The 15,996-nt window shown below is 47.9% G+C and carries 16 protein-coding genes; 11 read left to right on the forward strand and 5 right to left on the reverse strand.

What is annotated here, in order from left to right; genetic code table 11:
• Positions 1 to 107 precede the first annotated feature (107 nt).
• The 4 genes from tadA (at position 108) to ACM5Q9_RS02260 (ending at position 4,074) form a co-directional block, all read left to right on the forward strand.
• On the forward strand, positions 108 to 584 hold the full coding sequence (gene tadA, locus ACM5Q9_RS02245) for a tRNA adenosine(34) deaminase TadA (RefSeq protein WP_418143097.1): 477 nt from the start codon (positions 108 to 110) through the stop codon (positions 582 to 584).
• Positions 581 to 1,729, forward strand: coding sequence for an LD-carboxypeptidase (locus ACM5Q9_RS02250; protein ID WP_418143098.1), 1,149 nt, complete (start codon positions 581 to 583; stop codon positions 1,727 to 1,729). Before tadA ends, ACM5Q9_RS02250 begins: the two co-directional genes overlap by 4 nt.
• Before the next feature lie 144 nt (positions 1,730 to 1,873).
• Positions 1,874 to 3,475: an ABC-F family ATPase gene (locus ACM5Q9_RS02255; RefSeq protein WP_418143153.1), complete on the forward strand. Its 1,602-nt coding sequence runs from the start codon at positions 1,874 to 1,876 to the stop codon at positions 3,473 to 3,475.
• On the forward strand, positions 3,475 to 4,074 hold the full coding sequence (locus ACM5Q9_RS02260) for an IMPACT family protein (protein ID WP_418143099.1): 600 nt from the start codon (positions 3,475 to 3,477) through the stop codon (positions 4,072 to 4,074). The genes ACM5Q9_RS02255 and ACM5Q9_RS02260 overlap by 1 nt, the downstream gene beginning before the upstream one ends.
• A gap of 69 nt (positions 4,075 to 4,143) precedes the next feature.
• Here ACM5Q9_RS02260 and trxA read toward each other — a convergent pair whose 3' ends face one another.
• On the reverse strand, positions 4,144 to 4,530 hold the full coding sequence (gene trxA, locus ACM5Q9_RS02265; protein WP_418143100.1) for a thioredoxin: 387 nt from the start codon (positions 4,528 to 4,530) through the stop codon (positions 4,144 to 4,146).
• A 198-nt stretch (positions 4,531 to 4,728) separates the two neighbouring features.
• Entirely contained in the window at positions 4,729 to 6,018 is a 1,290-nt protein-coding gene (locus tag ACM5Q9_RS02270; protein WP_418143101.1) for an NCS2 family permease, read from the reverse strand.
• Positions 6,019 to 6,239: 221 nt separating this feature from the next.
• Between ACM5Q9_RS02270 and tsaD the strand changes: the two genes are divergently transcribed.
• Positions 6,240 to 7,268 carry a tRNA (adenosine(37)-N6)-threonylcarbamoyltransferase complex transferase subunit TsaD gene (gene tsaD / locus ACM5Q9_RS02275; protein ID WP_418143102.1) on the forward strand — a complete coding sequence of 343 codons (1,029 nt, stop codon included), beginning with the start codon at positions 6,240 to 6,242 and terminating at the stop codon, positions 7,266 to 7,268.
• Here tsaD and plsY read toward each other — a convergent pair.
• Positions 7,265 to 7,900 carry a glycerol-3-phosphate 1-O-acyltransferase PlsY gene (plsY, locus tag ACM5Q9_RS02280; protein WP_418143103.1) on the reverse strand — a complete coding sequence of 212 codons (636 nt, stop codon included), beginning with the start codon at positions 7,898 to 7,900 and terminating at the stop codon, positions 7,265 to 7,267. The two genes, tsaD and plsY, sit on opposite strands and share 4 nt — an antisense overlap.
• 238 nt (positions 7,901 to 8,138) lie before the next feature.
• Here plsY and surE point away from each other — a divergent pair, with 238 nt between their 5' ends.
• The 6 genes from surE (at position 8,139) to rlmD (ending at position 13,593) form a co-directional block, all read left to right on the forward strand.
• Positions 8,139 to 8,900, forward strand: coding sequence for a 5'/3'-nucleotidase SurE (gene surE / locus ACM5Q9_RS02285; RefSeq protein ID WP_418143104.1), 762 nt, complete (start codon positions 8,139 to 8,141; stop codon positions 8,898 to 8,900).
• A gap of 206 nt (positions 8,901 to 9,106) precedes the next feature.
• The gene (locus ACM5Q9_RS02290) at positions 9,107 to 9,757 is read left to right on the forward strand and encodes a protein-L-isoaspartate(D-aspartate) O-methyltransferase (protein WP_418143154.1); all 651 of its coding nucleotides are present in this window, start codon (positions 9,107 to 9,109) and stop codon (positions 9,755 to 9,757) included.
• A 94-nt stretch (positions 9,758 to 9,851) separates the two neighbouring features.
• Positions 9,852 to 10,514, forward strand: a complete 663-nt coding sequence (locus tag ACM5Q9_RS02295; protein ID WP_418143105.1) for a peptidoglycan DD-metalloendopeptidase family protein — start codon at positions 9,852 to 9,854, stop codon at positions 10,512 to 10,514.
• A gap of 9 nt (positions 10,515 to 10,523) precedes the next feature.
• On the forward strand, positions 10,524 to 11,300 hold the full coding sequence (locus tag ACM5Q9_RS02300; RefSeq protein ID WP_418143106.1) for a 3'-5' exonuclease: 777 nt from the start codon (positions 10,524 to 10,526) through the stop codon (positions 11,298 to 11,300).
• Positions 11,301 to 11,455: 155 nt separating this feature from the next.
• Positions 11,456 to 12,130, forward strand: coding sequence for a hypothetical protein (locus ACM5Q9_RS02305; RefSeq protein WP_418143107.1), 675 nt, complete (start codon positions 11,456 to 11,458; stop codon positions 12,128 to 12,130).
• 149 nt (positions 12,131 to 12,279) lie between these two features.
• Complete coding sequence (gene rlmD / locus ACM5Q9_RS02310) at positions 12,280 to 13,593, forward strand: 23S rRNA (uracil(1939)-C(5))-methyltransferase RlmD (protein ID WP_418143108.1); 1,314 nt, start codon at positions 12,280 to 12,282, stop codon at positions 13,591 to 13,593.
• 35 nt (positions 13,594 to 13,628) lie between these two features.
• Here the strand turns inward: rlmD and cfa are convergent, their stop codons facing one another.
• Together cfa and ACM5Q9_RS02320 are read right to left on the reverse strand one after the other, a co-directional pair.
• Positions 13,629 to 14,789, reverse strand: a complete 1,161-nt coding sequence (gene cfa, locus ACM5Q9_RS02315; RefSeq protein WP_418143109.1) for a cyclopropane fatty acyl phospholipid synthase — start codon at positions 14,787 to 14,789, stop codon at positions 13,629 to 13,631.
• 157 nt (positions 14,790 to 14,946) lie between these two features.
• Positions 14,947 to 15,864: a LysR substrate-binding domain-containing protein gene (locus tag ACM5Q9_RS02320; RefSeq protein WP_418143110.1), complete on the reverse strand. Its 918-nt coding sequence runs from the start codon at positions 15,862 to 15,864 to the stop codon at positions 14,947 to 14,949.
• Positions 15,865 to 15,996 lie beyond the last annotated feature (132 nt).

The raw sequence follows: 15,996 nt of genomic DNA on the forward strand, positions 1-15,996 counted from the left end.
TTTCATGATTTCCTAGTGTTTTTCGTACTCGTTCCCATGCTCCTGCGTTGGAACGCAGAAAAGTATAGAATTTATGCTTCTATTACATAGCGTGGGAGTAACTCCAGGTGTCACTGGCAGACAGGCATGAGATTTTCATGGAAATGGCTTTACAACAGGCACAACTGGCGTATGATTGCGCAGAAGTGCCGGTTGGTGCGGTGGTGGTGAATAGTGCGGGCGAGGTTATTGGCAAAGGCTATAATCGTACCATTATTGACTCTGATCCCACCGCGCATGCGGAAATAGTCGCATTGCGTCAGGCTGCGGCTCATGAGAGGAATTATCGTTTGCCCGACCTGACGGTTTATGTAACACTTGAGCCTTGCGTCATGTGCATTGGGGCATTAACGCATGCAAGGATCGCCCATGTGGTTTATGGCGCTTCCGATCCTAAAACAGGTGCCTGTGGTAGTGTATTGTGCATTCAGGCCAATAAAAAAATCAATCATCACACAAGAATTACATCGGGTGTCTTGGAACAGGCGTGTGCAGAAAAGTTGCGCCATTTTTTCAGGGAACGCAGAAAAGGATCAAGATTATGAACGCAAGTGCAGAGCATCACAGCAAAAAAGAGAAAACACAGGAAGAAACCGAACGTTTAAACGATGTCCAGATTTTATTGGATGAGGCTGATGACGTACCCGTGCCGCTTTCTGTTTATGAAGACCCGATCGGCTTATACCTGCTTTCCCCATCTGGCGCCTTGCAGGATCGGAGCAAACTGGTGTTGGCCGAAAAAAGGCTGACTAAAATGGGCTTTCGGGTTACGGTTGATAAAGCAGCGGACGCCCAGGACTTGCGTTTTGCCGGTACTGACAAGCAAAGGGCCCGGGCGTTCTCCCGTGCGGCCAAAGACAGTAGCACGGTGGTTATGTCAACCCGTGGCGGTTATGGAATTAGCCGGATTCTGCACCAGATTGACTGGAAATTACTTGAAAACAATCCGAAGAAATATATTGGTTACAGTGATTTCACCGCTTTCAATCTGGCCTTGTTGGCAAAAACCGGTCTAAGCAGTTTTACCGGACCCGCAGCAGTGTCCGACTTTGGCAATAAAAAAGTAGACGACTTGACCGCCGAGATTTTTGTGGAAAGCATGCGTGGTGAGCTGGAAATATTAAGTTTTGAATCGCCCGATTCTGATGCCGTTGATGCACGTGGCACGTTATGGGGTGGTAACCTGGCAATGATTGCTTCGCTGGTGGGTACGCCTTATTTGCCTAAAATCAAAAACGGCATTCTTTTTTTTGAAGATGTGGGTGAGCATCCCTATCGTGTTGAGCGTATGCTGACCCATTTGTTGCATGCGGGTATTTTGCAAAAGCAAAAGGCGATTCTGCTAGGACACATTACCGATTACAAATTGACTGAAAACGATAACGGCTATGATATGCCCCATGTTATCAAGTGGCTGAAAGAGCAGGTAAATGTGCCGGTTGTATATGGCTTGCCTTATGGTCATGGCGAAGTCAGGGTCACCTTGCCGATTGGCAAGAAGGTGGGGGTCGCTACTGAAGACGGTATGGCTTATTTGGTCCTGGAGGAACATGTTCATTCTCATGAAGCTGAAGCCGGTGCAGATGATAGTAGTGAACAAGGTCATGCCCATGAAAGCGTTCATTTACATGTGCATGATGAGCCAAAGCTCGCAAGCAAGGAAAAAACCGGAAAAAAAAGCAAAAAATAATCATGAATTATTGAAAAAAGGTATTATTTTCAATAATTAAGGCCTTATTTTGTTAAAATTACGGCTAAATTCAAATCTTGAAATGTCTTTTCCATCAGGGAAAGGCATTTTTCTTTGCAAGTAACTTTTTCATTAAAAATTATCGTGATCTCTACAGCAAATCTTACCATTCAGTTTGGACCCAAACCTCTTTTTGAAAATGTCAGTGTTAAATTCGGTGGAGGTAACCGTTATGGCCTGATTGGTGCCAATGGTTCTGGTAAATCCACTTTCATGAAAATCATTGGTGGCGACCTCGAGGCAAGCTCTGGTAATGTTTCGCTGGATCCCGGTGTGCGCTTGGGTAAGTTGCGTCAAGACCAATTTGCCTACGAAGAAGTTCGGGTGCTTGATGTGGTCATGATGGGTCACGTTGAAATGTGGGAGGCCATGAGCCAGCGCGATGCTATTTACGCCAACCTTGAGGCCACCGATGACGATTACATGCGTGCGGCCGAATTAGAGGCCAAATTTGCCGAATATGATGGCTATACCGCAGAAGCCCGTGCCGGTGAGCTGTTGCTTGGGCTGGAAATACCGGTTGAGCAACATCAGTTGCCCATGAAGGAAATCGCACCGGGCTGGAAGTTGCGGGTATTGCTGGCGCAAGCCCTGTTCTCCAACCCTGATGTCCTGCTGCTTGATGAGCCTACCAACAACCTGGACATCAATACCATTCGATGGCTTGAAGGGGTGCTTAACGGTTACCAAAGTACCATGATCATCATCAGTCACGACCGTCACTTCCTGAATCAGGTCTGTACCCATATGGCCGACCTCGATTATGGGGAAATCCGTATTTATCCCGGTAACTATGATGATTATATGCTTGCTTCCACCCAGGCCCGTGAAAGGCTGGTGAGTGACAATGCCAAGGCCAAGGAACGCGTAACTGAACTGCAGGATTTTGTGCGCCGTTTTGCCGCCAATAAATCCAAGTCACGCCAGGCCACGTCTCGCCTGAAGCAAATTGACCGGATCAAGTCTGAAACCGTTGAAGTCAAGCCATCTTCACGGCAGAACCCTTACATCAGGTTTGAGCAGGAAAAAGTTTTGCACCGTCTGGCCGTAACGGTTGAAAAAGTCAGCAAGGCTTTTGATGTACCGGTTATCAAGGATTTTTCTGCCATGATCGAAGCGGGCCAGAAAATTGCTATTATTGGTGCTAATGGTGTGGGTAAAACTACGCTGTTAAGACTGTTTGCCGGTGATCTGCAGCCAGATAGCGGCACAATTAAATGGTCTGAGAATGCTGATATCGGTTACATGGCTCAAGACGTTTCCGACTATTTTCAGAAAGACATTAATGTGTTTGACTGGATGGGGCAGTATCGCAAGCCAGGAGATGAAGACCAGGCCATCCGTTCTGTCCTGGGCCGATTGCTGTTTTCTGCCGATGATATCGTCAAGCAGGTCAAGGTGTTGTCGGGCGGCGAGAAAAACCGCATGACATTCGGACGCCTGATGCTTGGACGGCATAATGTCCTGCTGCTTGATGAGCCGACCAATCACCTGGATATGGAATCTATTGAGTCATTGCAGTTTGCGCTGGAAAAATTCGCCGGTACCTTAATCTTCGTTTCACACGACCGTGAATTCGTTTCAGGCCTGGCCGATCGCATCATTGAAATCATGCCCGATGGCGAGATTGTTGACTACCAGGGTGGCTATGAAGATTACTTGTCTTCACGCGGTATCGAGGGTTAATGAGGACACTGTCTGAGCCGTTCTCGTTTGAGGAAGATATTAAAAAAAGCCGGTTTATTGCACATGCCCTGCCGGTGTCTTCTTCAGAAGAGGCGCTTGATTTTTTTGCCCGGCTTCATGAGCCCGAGGCCACTCACAATTGTTGGGCCTTCAAGGTTGGCCAGAATTATCGATTCAATGATGATGGTGAGCCGGGTGGAACGGCCGGGCGGCCTATTTTGCAGGCCATAGAAGGCCAGGACCTTACCAATGTTGCGGTACTGGTTATTCGTTACTTTGGTGGTATCAAGCTGGGTACTGGCGGGTTGGTACGGGCATATGGCGGCTGCGCGGCCAAATGTCTGCGTGCGGCCCCTCAGGTGGAAATCATCGCAACAAAAACCGTGATTTGCTCTTGCCTGTTTTCAGAAATGGCGCTGGTTAAGTCGCGGATTGCCCAGACTGAAGCCAAAATTGTGGATGAAATTTATACCGATACAGGTATAACCATGACACTTGAAATACCCCTGGCCCAGATTGAACCCCTTGGGCAGGTGTTCATTAACCTGACCAAGGGCAAGGGACAGTGGTATTTTCCTGATGCCCCAGGGCAGTCATAAAGTCATAACTGCCGCTGCTTTGGCATAAATGTGTTGTTTGCCACGTCATGTGGCCAAGAAGATGCAAAATCAGGCTTTGTTCTCTTCATTTGCCTTGGCTTGTGCCGTGGCAATTTCCTGATGCACTTTCTCCATGTCAATTTCCTGGATTTTGGTTAGCAATTCATCCAGTTGATTGGGAGACAGGGCGCCCGCTTGGGAAAACATCAGGACTTTTTCACGGAAAACCATCAGGGTAGGAATAGAGCGGATCCTTAGGGCACCGGCCAGTTCTTGCTCTTCTTCAGTGTTGATTTTGGCAAACTCAATATTGGTGAATTTTTCTGAGGCTTTTTCAAAAACCGGTGCAAACTGGCGGCAAGGGCCGCACCAAGGTGCCCAGAAATCAATAATCAGGGTGTTGTTGTCTTTGATGGCAGCCTCAAAGGTTGCCTGGGTTAGTTCTTTAATGGCCATGATGAGTGTTCCTTAAGTAAGACCTGTATAGTAACTGTAAATGCGGGTCAGTGGCGTCAAATTAAAGTTGAATTTTTTTATCATTCCCATAGGCAAATTATTAAGCCGGCACTGCTTTTAGGCAAGGCCGGCTTTTTTTTATTGCAGCTTAATTTGGCGTTAGCCAGAATGGACGTTAATGTCTTTTAAGCATTTTGTTTATTCAAGAATAAACCGGATAACGAACAGCACGGCAACAATAACGCTGGCAATATGCAGTTCTTTCATCCTGCCGGTGCCAATTTTCATGATCACGTAGCTGATAAACCCGAATGCAATCCCTTCGGCAATTGAATAGGTAAACGGCATGATAATCGCTGTCAAAGAGGCGGGAATGGCTTCTGTGACATCGGACCATTCTATCTCTGTCAAGTCTCTTACCATGAGGCCGGCGACATAGAGCAGGGCTGGCGCGGTAGCGTAAGCGGGTACAACGCTGGCCAACGGAGCAAAGAAAAGACAAAGCAGGAACAGTATGCCAATGATCATGGCAGTCATGCCGGTACGTCCACCTGCCTGTACACCAGCGGCACTTTCAACAAAGGCGGTGGTGCTGCTAGTGCCAACCAGGGAGCCAGCCAAAATGGCGCTGCTATCGGCAAACAGGGCGCGTCCCAGTTTGTTGGGCTTGCCTTCAGGAAGCAGATTGGCGCGTTTTGCCACGCCAATCAGGGTGCCGGTAGCGTCAAAAACCTCAACCAGTACAAAGACCAGAATAACGTTCAGGAAACCATGGTTCAGCACGCCGGCAATATCAAGCTGAAGAAAAGTGGGTGCAACGCTTGGCGGCATGGAAACGATATTTGAAATAGGCGGACTATAGCCCAGTATGGCCGATAAAATGGTAATGGCCAAAATGCCGATCAGGATAGCACCCTTGATTTTTAAGGCATCAAGGACTGCGATAATAAAAAAGCCCAGAATAGCCAAGAGCACTGTGGGAGAGCTTAAGTCGCCCTGTGAAACCAGCGTGGCATTATTTCCAACAACAATGCCGGCAGATTTAAGTGCGATTAGTGCCAGAAACAGGCCGATACCCGCCACAATAGCCGCCCGCAGGGATTTGGGAATGCCCTCAATTAGCCATTTTCGCAAGCCGGAAGCGGAAAGAATCAGGAAAATAACGCCCGATACAAACACTGCGCCAAGGGCCTGTTGCCATGTATAACCCATGGCTCCGACTACCCCGAAGGCAAAAAAGGCATTCAGGCCCATGCCGGGCGCCATGCCAATGGGCCAGTTGGCCAGAAAAGCCATGATAAAGCAACCCAGGGCAGCCGCCAGGCAAGTGGCTACAAATACCGAACCCTTGTCCATACCCGTTGTCGCCAGGATTTCCGGGTTGACAAAGATGATATAGGCCATGGTCAGGAAAGTGGTGACGCCGGCCAGAACTTCGGTTCGGGCATCGGTTGAATGCTCTCGTAGCTTAAACAGTGACTCAAGCATGGGCATTACTCCTATTTAATGAAGAACAACGTGTAAAATATGTACTTTAACGTACACGGCGTCTCCTTCATAAATAAAAAGGCGTATGGTTTGGGTATTTATACAGGCACGTCTTTAATAAGCAACATAATGATTTTGTCAGGTGACTGCCCTGGTGCTGCAAGAAAGGTTGCTGCCAACGTTCCATCTAGCATAAAACTGCTGTTTTTAGATTTGAAATAATGAATATTATTGGTTTTGAAAGTTCCTGTGATGAAACAGGCGTTGCAATCGTCAATACTGAAAAGGGCTTGCTGGCGCACGCCTTGCATAGCCAGATTGCCATGCACCAGGCTTATGGTGGCGTCGTGCCCGAGTTGGCCTCACGTGACCATATCCGGCGTGTCTTGCCGTTAACCCGCGAAGTGCTGGAAAATTCCGGGCTATCCATCAATGATATCGATGCCGTTGCGTATACGGCAGGTCCTGGGCTGGCCGGAGCCTTGCTGGTTGGTGCTTCAGTGGCGCAGGCATTTGCCTGGGCGCATGGTTTGCCTGCCATTGCCATTCATCACCTTGAGGGGCATTTGCTGTCTCCGATGCTGGCTGAAGAAGTGCCCGAGTTTCCTTTTGTGGCTTTGCTGGTTTCCGGTGGGCATACCCAAATCATGCGGGTTAATGGGGTTGGGCAGTACGAGTTGCTGGGTGAAACCCTTGATGATGCGGCCGGAGAGGCGTTCGATAAATCGGCCAAACTCATGGGTTTGCCTTATCCAGGTGGGCCAGCGCTTTCACGACTCGCTGAAAAGGGGGATCCATCCGCTTATGCCTTGCCACGTCCGATGATGCATAGTGCAGATCTTGATTTCAGTTTCAGTGGGCTGAAAACGGCGGTGCTAACCACGCTGCGAAAAATAGAGCAGGGTGGCGCTTTGGCAGAACAGGACAGGGCAAACCTGGCTGCCTCGGTGCAACAGGCTATTGTTGATGTGCTGGGTTACAAGGTTATTAAGGCCATGAAGCAGACCGGGCTGAAAAGACTGGTAGTGGCGGGCGGTGTTGGGGCAAACAGCCAGTTGCGCAGCTATTTGCGTAGCGAGATGGCCAAGCAGGGCGGGCAGGTGTTCTTCCCGCCGCTTGCGCTGTGTACCGACAATGGCGCAATGATTGCGCATGCTGCGGCAGAACGGGTAAAGGCGGGGTTGGTTGACCTAAGCAGCGATACTTACGCGTTCAAGGTACAACCCCGCTGGGAGCTTTCCGAGGCTTAGTGCCGGTTTTTTTGCCCAAGCCGGGATTCTGTTCCCGCCAGCAGATTGATAATGTTCTTTTTATGCTTGTAAATAAGTATCAGGGAAATAAGGCAAATAACCCAAAATATTTCTGGTACGCAGTACCAGGCAATCTGATGGCCGGCATAATAGTAAAAGGGTGCAAAAATGGCGGCAACAATTGCCGCCAGCGAAGAGTACCTGAAAAATACGGCAATAATGATCCAGGTGGCCAGGGTGGCCACAGCTAGCCATGGCTGGATGGCAAGCAGGATGCCCACGGCTGTTGCCACGCCTTTGCCACCTTTGAATTTAAGAAAGATAGAATACAAATGGCCAAGGAAAACAGCCAAAGCAACCAGTGCAATACTGCTCACGGTAAGGTTAAATTCCGGCGCGAACTTGATGGCAATATATACCGCCAGCCATCCCTTGAACGCATCGCCAACCAAGGTAAGGGCGGCGGCCAGTTTGTTGCCGCTTCTGAGAACATTAGTGGCGCCGGGATTGCCCGAGCCAAAGGTTCTGGGGTCTTGGAGACCAAATAATTTGCTGGTAATAATGGCGAAAGGTATTGATCCTGCCAGGTAGGCTAAAATAATGGCGAGAATGCTTGCCAGCATGGTATTCATTGGAATTCCTTCTTATTATGAAGTGCAGATTATAAACAGGAATGATTTTATTTTTAAGTCGACACGTGATATTTTTGGATAATATTTGCAAGATGTAATTCAAACAAGTTCATTCAGGTTATATTGTTTTAAAATGCAATAAGCTGATTATAAAAAGAATGAGCAAGTCAACTTTTGTTCCTCGGTAAAGGTTTTCCATCCCATTGTTTTTTTGGGTTGTTTTTCTAGTTTGGATCTTATGAAGCGAATTTTAGTCTCTAACGATGATGGATATAACGCAAAAGGCGTTGAGTTGCTGGCAGAGGCGCTACGATCGTTCGCGGAAGTCACCGTCATTGCGCCGGAAACCAATCATAGCGGTGCTTCCAATTCACTTACGCTGACTCGTCCGTTAACGGTTCGGCAGGCATCCAATGGCTATTATTATGTTAATGGGACGCCTTCCGATTGTGTGCATATTGCCTTAACGGGCATCCTGAAATATAAACCCGATTTGGTGGTTTCAGGCATTAATAATGGCGCCAATCTTGGTGAAGATACCCTGTATTCAGGTACGGTTGCCGCAGCAACCGAAGGTTATCTGTTCGGGATTCCATCCATTGCCTTTTCCTTGACAGAACGCAACTGGCCCCATATTGAAGCGGCCGTTGAAATTGCCGCTTATATTGTCAAACACCAGTTGGAACAGCCTCGCCAGGCGCCTTGTCTGCTAAGCGTGAATATTCCGCCTTTGCCAAAGCATGAGCCTGAAAATATCCGGGTAGCCCGTTTGGGGCGTCGTCATCCATCTCAACCGGTAATCGAGACAACCAATCCTAATGGAGAAATCCTTTACTGGATTGGTCCTACCGGTGAAGTGGCTGATGCCGGCAGTGACACCGATTTTGGCATTATTAACCAGGGACACATATCAGTTACCCCCTTGCGTCTTGATTTGACGCATTATGACGAGCTGGGCATTACGCATGAGTGGCTGGAGGGTTTATGCGTAAACCCATAGATGATCTTGTGGTTTATGGCAATAAAAATGTTAGGGATGTTCATAAAACCTCGGCGTTTGGTCCGTCACCGGTAAAGAACATTAAAATTACCCCAACCAATAGTAATACACGTATTTTGTCGGGTGCCCAGTCTTTTTCTTATGGGCAAAGCAGTGTTGCCGCCCAGGTCAAGCCAGGCGTGGCAGGTGGCACAACAGGAGGTTCCATGAATCTCGGACTGAATTCGGACAGATTGCGGCACCAGATGGTGGCACGCCTGAAGCAAAAAGGCATTACTGATACGCGGGTGCTGGCGGCCATGCTGGCGGTACCCCGGCATATATTTGTTGATCAGGGTTTGGCCAGCAGGGCATATGAAGATGCCGCTTTGCCCATTGGGTTTTCACAAACCATTTCCCAACCCTGGATTATTTCCAGGATGCTGTCCATTGTGTGCGAAGACAGAAATCCGCAAAAGGTGCTGGAAATTGGTACGGGTTGTGGTTATCAGGCTGCCGTCATGGCTCACCTGTTTCCGGTTGTTTATAGCATAGAACGTATAAAAGGCCTTTATGATATGGCACGTGAGCATTTAAGAGACTTGCGCCTGGTTTCCAAAGTCAGCCTGACCTTCGGTGATGGCATGCTTGGTTTGCCGGCTTATGCGCCTTTTGATGCCATCGTCATTGCCGCGGCTGGCCTGGAGATTCCGGGTGTATTGTTGCATCAGCTTAGTGTGGGGGGCAGGTTGATTGCCCCTGAAGGCACCAGTAACCAAAGACTGGTTCTTATAGAAAGAACCGGAGAAGCAAGTTGGGACCGTTCTGAACTTGAGGCCGTGCGCTTCGTTCCGTTACGGTCAGGTACACAATCTTAGATGGAGAATTTTTGCCTTAAATTTAATTGGCAAACTGGATATTATGAATATGTATTCGTTCAGAAGAAAGTCATTGTTAGTTGGTACGGTATTTATGGCTGCAGTGCTTGCAGGTTGTGGTAGTACCGGAAAAGCGCCAGTATCCTCCCTGGGTGGCGGTGGTGCTGCGTCTGCAGGGCAATATGTTGTGCAAAGGGGCGATACGCTTTACAGCATTTCGCGCCGCTATAACATGAGTGTTGCCCAACTGAAGTCATTGAATAATATTTCCGATCCTTCCCAGCTAGAGGTTGGGCAACGTTTGCGTGTCTCATCTTCAGGGGGTGCCAGTAGTCCTGGTAAGGGATCAGCTGGCACAAACGTATCAACTTCTGCCCCAAGGGCCAGTGATGCCAGCCTGGTTTCATGGACGTGGCCGGTCAAGGGTAATATCATTACCGGCTATTCCAGCTCAACCCGTGGTATTGATATTGCTGGCAATACTGGCGATCCGGTTTATGCTGCAGCCTCAGGAACCGTTTCTTATGTCGGTAATGGCTTGCGTGGCCTGGGTAACCTTATCCTGATCTCACACGGTAATGGCTTTATTACTGCTTATGCACACAACAGCAAGTTGTTGGTCAAAGACAAGCAAAGGGTTAGCAAAGGGGAAAAAATTGCCGAAGTCGGGCAGTCAGACACAACTTCTCCACGATTGCACTTTGAAATTCGTCGCAATGGCCAGCCGGTCAATCCATTGTCATATTTGCCAAAATAAAGTCAGCTTATGCTTCCCACCCTTGTTTTTGATCTTGAAACCATTCCTGATGCGCAGGGAATCCGCAGCCTGAATGGCTGGGATCCTGGTATGTCCGATGCTGAAGTGGTTGAACGTGCCTCACAAATCAGGATAGAGCAAACCGGATCTGATTTTTTTCCCTTGCATTTGCAAAAAATTGCCGTTATTGGCTGTGTTTTTCGTGATGATAACGGGTTCAGGGTCAAAACATTGGGTAAGCCTGAAGATGATGAGGCAACACTGATTAACGGTTTTTTTAAAACCATAGAGCGTTATACCCCAAGGCTGGTTAGTTGGAATGGCAATGGTTTTGATTTGCCAGTATTGCATTACCGCAGCCTGATTCACGGTGTCCAGGCACATCGGTACTGGGATATGGGCGAAGAAGACCGCGACTTCAAATACAATAATTACATCAGTCGTTATCATACGCGGCATATAGACTTAATGGATTTGCTGGCCAAGTATAACGGCAGGGCCAATGCCCCATTGGATCAATTGGCCAAGCTTTGCGGTTTTCCTGGCAAGTTGGGTATGGATGGCGGGCAGGTTTGGCCAGCCTGGCAAGCCGGCAAGGCAGATGAAGTACGTGCTTATTGTGAAACTGATGTTGTCAATACATGGCTGGTCTATTGCCGATTTCGTTTTATCAGGGGAGAAATAGATCAGATTGCCTACGATCGAGAAGTGGAACTGGTCCGCCAGTCACTGGAAGAAATCAATGCCCCACATTGGCAGGAATATCTGGCCGTCTGGGATAAGTAAAGCCAAAATAATAAGCGGAAAGCGGGAGCTATTATTGATGATTTCCTGTTTTCCAGTAACCAATTGAAAATATTCGGGTAAAAGTGCAATAGGTTTGAAACCGGTTATGCCTCAAAATAGCTTCACGTTATCAGTAAACACAAAGGAGCTTTACCATGACTAAATCAATTTCTTCATTTGTTGTTAAATCTCTTGCTGTTGCCACCACCGCATTGGCTATCGGTTCTACATTTTCAATTGCTGCAGCGCAGCCCCAAGATGTTGATGCTCGTCCGGGCATGAATCAAAAAATGGGTGACGGGTATGGTCAATTCAAAGGTGAGCGTGGGCATGCCAAAAATCGTGGCGAAAAAATGAATGCCAAAGCAGCAATCGTGATTCCCGGTTTTGGTCCCGCAGGTCAAAAACTGGTTGATGATCTGAAGCTGAGTGATGATCAGAAAGCCAAGCTTCAGGCTGCCCTGGCTAATAAAGAACAGGCGCGTGGCGAACATCGTGATGTTTTCAAGAAAGTGTTCGACCTGCGTAAGCAGCAAGTAGAATCAGGCAAGCTTGATCCTAAAGCCCTGCTGGAAGCCGAAAAAGAATTGCGTGCCACCATGCAGGCAAAACGTGATGCACATCAGGCCCAATGGCTGGTTTTATGGGAAAGTTTCACGCCTGAGCAGCAGGCAACGGTAGGTAAATACTATCAGGAACGCGCCAAAAACATGCAAGAGCGCAAGGAACAGCGTGCAAAACGCATGGAAGAGCGTCAGGAAAAACGTGAGCAACGCATGGAAAACAGGGCTAAACAGGCTCCTGTAGAACAGGCTGAAGCAAAATCATAATACTGTTTGAATAGTTTTGTAGCTGTAACATCTATCCTCTCTTTTATCCCGGTTTTTTTAACCGGGATTTTTTTATGTTTTTGACGACTTCGTTCATTTGCACGCATGCTTGAATTTACAATAGGTGCTTCATTTGGATTGGAACAGTCATGTCTGAAGTATTGTCTATAGAGTCGTTGGATCTTGAGGCACGTGGCATCGCACGTCGTGAAGGAAAAACCATTTTTGTCCAGGGGGCGCTACCCGGAGAGGTGGTTGAAGCCACTATTCTCAGGAAGAAACCTTCGTATGAAGTTGCCCGCACGCAGCGGGTATTGAAAGAGTCCAGCTTACGGGTAACGCCCCGTTGCCCAAATTTTGGCATGTGCGGTGGCTGTGCCATGCAACACGTGGATACGGCGACCCAGGTCGCGGTCAAACAGCGGGCACTGGAAGATTGCTTCCGGCATATATCAAAGCTTAACATTCCCCATGTGCTGGCGCCCATGCATGGCCCCGATTGGGGTTATCGTTACCGTGCCCGTTTATCGGTGCGTTACGTCAGAAAAAAAGGCACGGTTCTGGTTGGGTTTCATGAACGCAAAAGCGGATATGTTGCCGATATGACTGAATGCCATATTTTGCCTAAACATGTATCTGATTTATTGGTACCTTTGCGGCAGCTTATTGGCAATTTAAGCGTATGTGAGCGGGTTCCGCAGATTGAAGTGGCAATTGGGGATGGCGTTACGGTTTTAACCATCCGCCATATGGATCCGTTTACAGAAAATGATCTTGCCTTGCTGGATGATTTTGCAGATAAACATCAAATTATCTGGTGGGTACAGTCCAAAGGACCTGAAACAGTCAAACCCTTGCATGAAAAAGATGCAGGCAAACTGGCTTACAGCCTCCCGCAATTTGGCTTGCGCATGGCCTATAAGCCTACTGACTTTACCCAGGTTAATCATCAGATCAATCAGGCCCTTATTGCCAGGGCACTTAATTTGCTGAATGTGCAATCCCAGGACAGGGTGGCTGATTTGTTTTGCGGCTTGGGTAATTTTACTTTGCCCTTGGCCACTAAAGCCCGTGAGGTGGTGGGTATAGAAGGCAGTAAAACCCTGACAGACAGGGCGCTTGATGCCGCAAAAGACCATGGCCTTGAGCATAAAACAAGTTTCTCTACCCTGAATCTGTTTGAGGTGGATGTGCAATGGTTACGGGATCTTGGCTATTTTGACCGGATGCTGATTGATCCGCCCCGTGAAGGGGCGCTGGAGGTAGCCCGGGCATTGGCACAACTCACGTCAGCGGAAAGACCCAAGCGTATCGTTTATGTTTCCTGTAATCCGGCGACACTGGCGCGTGATGCGGGTGTCTTGGTTGAAAACGGAGCTTACAAACTGATATCGGCTGGTGTCATCAATATGTTTCCCCATACTGCCCATGTAGAGTCCATAGCCGTGTTTGAGTCCTGTTAAACACAAGAGAGTGGGTTATCTTTGCCTGAAGTGTTTTATAGCTTGGGACGTCGATAACCCCCTTTTATACCCTCCGGAGACAGGACCAATTGCCATAATTGATTTGAGCGTGCCCTGAATGAACCGGCGCAGACCAATAAATAATAACGCCACATCCGATAAAAACGTTCAGAATACTGGTTCTTGAATTCATGCCAGTGTTTTTCGAAGTTGGCATGCCAGGCCATCAGGGTTTTGTCATAATCGGCCCCAAAATTGTGAATATCCTCAATCACGAACAAAGACTCCAGTGAATCGGAAATCTGGCCAATGACAGGGACTTCCCCATTGGGGAAAATATATTTGTCAATCCAGGGGTCGGGGTGGTGGTCGCGAATTTGTCCGCCAATGGTGTGCAGTAAAAACAAGCCGTCTTCCTTCAGGTTGCGACGGGCCACCTCGAAATAGGTGCGATAGTTTTTGCGTCCGACATGCTCAAACATGCCCAGGCTGACAATTGCATCATATTGCTCATGCAGGTCTCGATAATCTTGCAGGCGAAACGTAACCGGCAGGCCTTGGCATAATTGTTCGCCGTATTCGGCCTGTTCTTTTGAAATGGTTATCCCTGTGCAGCGCACACCATAATTTTCTGCCGCATAACGCATGAAGCTGCCCCAGCCACAGCCGATGTCCAGGACATGCATGCCGGGTTTCAAGTCCAGTTTTTGGCAGACCAGATCCAGTTTTGCCAACTGCGCATCATTCAGGTTGTCGGCCTTGTCCCAATAGCCGCAGGTGTAAGTCATGTAGGGATCTAACATTTTGGCAAAAAAATCATTGCCAATGTCATAGTGTGTTTCTCCGACTTCCCATGCGCGGGTACGGGTTTGGTGATTCAGGATTTGTGCCCGCAGGCTGTACCACAGGGTGCTCAGGTTTCTTATTTTGGTATCCAGTTTGGTACGCAGGATTATATTAATGAGCTCGTCAATTTGTTGGCAATCCCACATGCCGGCCATATAGCTTTCACCCAGGCCCTTGCTGCCATGTGCCAGGATCAGGTCGGCTGCCGTGGGGTCGTGAATCTTGATATCCCAGGGGTGATTGCCATTGATGGTGATGTTGCTGCAGGCCAATAATTGTTTAAGGTATTCGTATGATTTATTGGTGACTGGTTTTGGATTGTCTACTCCTGTTAACTCCTGGTGTTTCATGTGCTTTCCTTTAGTGGTATGTAAAGAAAACAACTGCATCAATAAATGATGGGCAATTGTGAAATACAGGAAGTGGATGCCTTTCTGGATTTAAAGGAACCCCTTTCTTTTTATAGTTTATAACTTAACATTGTGACCATAAAATTTCAAATTTTATTTATGAGGCTCTAATGCCTGATAGGTTTTTAAAGCAAATTTCCCTGGCCAGGGTTAGAAAAGCCTGAATATAACTGGCTCTCCGGTCTTCACTGCGTACAGCGGCATACAGTGTTTGCCAAATACCAGGGGGGGTACCTAAATGACAGATCTTAAGCCATTCCTGGTTGACGTAATCGGTCAGGGTCCAGTTGGGAAGGGCTGCCACGCCTCGATTGCTGTTAACCAGTTGGATGATCATGGGAGTCAACTCAGCTGTTCTCGTGGCTGCAGGCTCGATATCGGCCGGCTCAAGAAAAGTACTGTAAATATCCAGTCGGTCTTTATCAACCGGGTAGGTAATCAAGACTTGGTTAGCAAGATCTTGGGGCTTGATATATCGCTTTTGCGAAAGCGGATTGGCAGCGGATACGGCAACAACCAACTCATATTTGAACAATGGGATGTAATCAATGTTTTCCGAACGTACAGGGTCTGAGGTAATGACCAGATCCAGATCGCCCCGGCGCAGAGCAGGGAAAGGCGCAAAAGAAAATGCCGCTGATAGATCCAGTGAAATTTGTGGCCATTGTTGCCGGTAGGCGTCAAGGGCGGGCATCAGCCATTCAAAGCAGGAATGGCACTCAATGGCAAGGTGCAGCCTGCCGGTGTTGCCTGCTGCCAGTTTTTGCAGCTCTCTTTCGGTTGATTTGATTTTTGGCAGGATATCGTCAGCCAGCGCAAGTATGCGCAAGCCGGCGGTTGTTAGTCTGGCGGGGCGGGTGCGACGATTCAATACGCTGGTGCCCAGCCTGTTTTCAAGGTCGCGCAGCTGGTGTGAAAGGGCAGATTGGGTAACAGAGAGATGGTCGGCTGCTTCCTGGAGATTGCCAAAATTTCGAATTGCCGTAAGCGTTTCAAGATGTTTGATTTCCAGCATATGTAGGTTCTTTTAAACAGGATTGTTAGTTTGTATGATTTAAATATTATTTAAAATCAATGAGTTATATTTAAATATTAGAATTTCTCATGTTATGTTTAAAATTTTGAGATATATTCATGTTAATTGTAA

It is taken from the genome of Advenella sp. RU8 (assembly GCF_048381675.1).
In the GTDB taxonomy this organism is placed as follows: Bacteria; Pseudomonadota; Gammaproteobacteria; order Burkholderiales; family Burkholderiaceae_B; genus Advenella.